This window comes from uncultured Gimesia sp. (assembly GCF_937919775.1).
Lineage (GTDB): Bacteria > Planctomycetota > Planctomycetia > Planctomycetales > Planctomycetaceae > Gimesia.
Genome location: NZ_CALFPF010000727.1, coordinates 1 through 2,814 on the forward strand (window position 1 = coordinate 1; position 2,814 = coordinate 2,814).

Annotated in this window: 3 protein-coding genes; all 3 read right to left on the reverse strand. The window is 50.5% G+C overall.

All coding sequences use genetic code 11. From position 1 onward, the window contains the following. Positions 1 to 453 precede the first annotated feature (453 nt). A complete protein-coding gene (locus Q0294_RS20475; protein ID WP_299469167.1) occupies positions 454 to 1,311 on the reverse strand; it encodes an SGNH/GDSL hydrolase family protein in 858 nt (285 codons plus the stop codon). A 55-nt stretch (positions 1,312 to 1,366) separates the two neighbouring features. Then, the gene (locus Q0294_RS20480) at positions 1,367 to 1,762 is read right to left on the reverse strand and encodes a carboxypeptidase-like regulatory domain-containing protein (protein ID WP_299469169.1); all 396 of its coding nucleotides are present in this window, start codon (positions 1,760 to 1,762) and stop codon (positions 1,367 to 1,369) included. 130 nt (positions 1,763 to 1,892) lie between these two features. Next, on the reverse strand, positions 1,893 to 2,814 hold a 922-nt coding region (locus Q0294_RS20485), incomplete at its 5' end, for a DUF1559 domain-containing protein (RefSeq protein ID WP_299469171.1).

The following is a 2,814-nucleotide window of genomic DNA, read 5'->3' on the forward strand; positions in this document are numbered from 1 at the left end:
GAGAGCGGTACGCGAAGTTGACTCGTCTGGTTGGCATCCAGCGATAAGGAGAGAGCATGAAATTGGAATGATGTATCTCATCATGCAAACAGCCTGAGTCAGACTGATCTATTTCGGTTTAGCCCATTAACGTTAGAGTTACTGGAATTTTGTTTAACAGGGGGTGGATTGTCAAGCGAAAATTGAGGAAGGTGCTATGAAAAAAGAAAATCAGGTTGAATGACTCGAATCGGGAAAAGCGGACTTCTGAACGACGCCCCAAACTCATTGAACCGATGCGGTAGCAGGTGGGGACAATGCAACTGTCTGTCGCAACGAAATAGCTTCACGATGAGGCCTGGAAGTCTCTCCAGTCATACCAGATCTCAATCGCAGAGATTCCAAAAAACGGACGTTTGCCGGGATTACAAATCGCGACGAACGTCCGTTGCAGCGGTTAGAGTAATTCGTGTTTTATTTGGAATCACTCTTTTTCAGAGTTTCAGAAATACTCTTTGCGACTTGTGATCCCAGCAGCTCATAACCTGGTTCGTTGAAGTGTACGTCTTTGGGATTTTGTGCCTCAGCCTGATGTGGGGTGATGAACGTGAATAGATCATCGATGGCGATACCATGTTTTTTCATCACACGCGCCGCGATTTCATTCCTTTGCTCGATCGCGGTTTTTATACTGGGGCCTTCTTTCCAGTCGGCGGGAACCGGGGTGGTGCTGGCCCAGATCAACGTGGCTCCCGTTTTCTGCAGTCGCTCCACAATGGTTTCCAGGCGCGATTCATAATCTGCAGCAGGGGTGCGACGGTCATGAATGCCAAAATTAAAATGGATCACATCCCAGTCCCCTTTGCCCAGCCAGACATCGAGTTGCTTCAGCGCGGTGGCAGTCGGTCCGCAATTGGCGGGAGCACGGTGTACGTTCGCTTTGCCTGCTAAAGCGTTTCGCGTGGCCAGCGTATAACCCCGCGAAACCGAATCGCCGATGAGGATCACACGCGGCAGTTTCGGATCATCGACGACATAATCCCAGGCGGTGATTGTTCCTGCCAGTTTGGCGCGTTGGTAATGGGGGAGATAAAACCCGCCCAGGTTTTCTTCCAGCACCGTTTCCCAGGCCTGTTGTTCGGGAGAAAGCGTGGCTTTCCAGGCCGCAAATTTTTGATTCAGATCCGCTGCCTGTTTCGCTTTTTTCGCGGCTGCTTCGCTGGCATTGGTCGGCTCTGATTTTTGATCGTTACCCCAGGTCGGCGAGGCGACTAATGTGATCAACGCGAAAATAACAAGACAGGATCGTACATCATGTGCGGAACGGAACATAATACTCTTTCTGATTGCGAGGCGCTGATTAAGAAAATAGAGTAGAGGAGTGTATCTATCTGGTTTGGGATTTTGTTTTCGGTTTCGACTTCAATTCCAGATTGATCACGTTATCCCCTTCCGTCACGGTGGCCGTCAGCTTGCTGAGCGTCTCGTCAAACTGCTTGTAAGTAATGATGCTCACATCGTGATGGTCGACTTTGGCGCCGTAGGTATTCCTGTTGAACAGCAGTGTGTATTCGCCGTTTTCATCAGTCATGCCGGTGGAAGCGCGACCCGATGTTGGCTGGAACAGAATTTCCGCTTCAGGCAAGGGTTGACCATCCAGGGTCACGACACCGGTTACCGGTGCGATTTTCGGCATGTCGTCAGGCTGATAAGAACAGCCTGCCAGAAACAGACCGAACAGGCTGACCCATTTCAGCGTGTGTGGTGAATAAAGCTTGAGCATAGCGCACCTCTTGAGATAATTAAATTAATCCTGTTGTATTGATCGTTCGCGCATCACTGGCACGAACCCCACAGCGCCGGGGGCTCAAATTGAGGCACCCCGGGTTGTTGGTATTGAGAACGCCGAAGAATCAGAACTCTCCGATGATTTCGCCGCCACCCATCGAAGTTAAGGCATTTAACACGGAGAATTGATCGACATTCTCACTCAGAAAACGGACAGAGCCATCTGCGAGTAAGGTATGAGCGCCCCCCTCGTGCTCACTTCCCGCTCCATTGCGATGGACACCAGGATAATCTGCATCCGCATAGATCCGATTGATCCCCCGCCCCGGGATATACATCCAGTATGTGTAGGTATAAGCGTTCCAGTAGGGACCATTCCAATCTTCAAATTTTTTCTTTCGTAACGGTGTTTCTATCATGCACATGACGTTACTGGTCCCATCGATTAAGTCTCTCATCCGGGCTGCTCCGTTTGGTCCCCACATCCCTTTTGTTGATTCAGTGGTACTTGCCAATGTTTTGGTCCATGAGGGGTCATTGCGGTCGGACACCAGGCCGTAACTTGTTCGCTGTGCTCCTTTTCCTTGTGAAAACGCATAGTCTTCGTCACCTTTTCTCGGTCCGGGGTCGGAAGGGCAAAGGAATACGGCCACTGGAGAAGTGACTACGGAGAGCTGATCGGTTGCTGGTGTTGCGCCAGTACAACCAGCGCCCCCCGTGTACTTTGATTTTCCACTCGGTAAACTGAAATTGTAACTGTTATACAAGGCCGATTGCTCCAGGAAGGGCAATATCATCTGATAGGCCGTATGGTTCAGGATTTGTCCTCCAGTGATTGCATCACAGTTACAACCAGGTGCGATTGCCCCGGGGGGAAAAATGCCGTGCGTCTCGTGGTAGTTGTGCATTGCGATCCCGATTTGTTTCTGATTGTTTTTGCAGGTACTGCGCCGGGCGGCTTCCCGTGCCTGCTGCACTGCAGGCAGTAGTAAAGCGATCAGGATGGCAATGATCGCGATCACCACTAATAATTCGATTAAGGTAAAA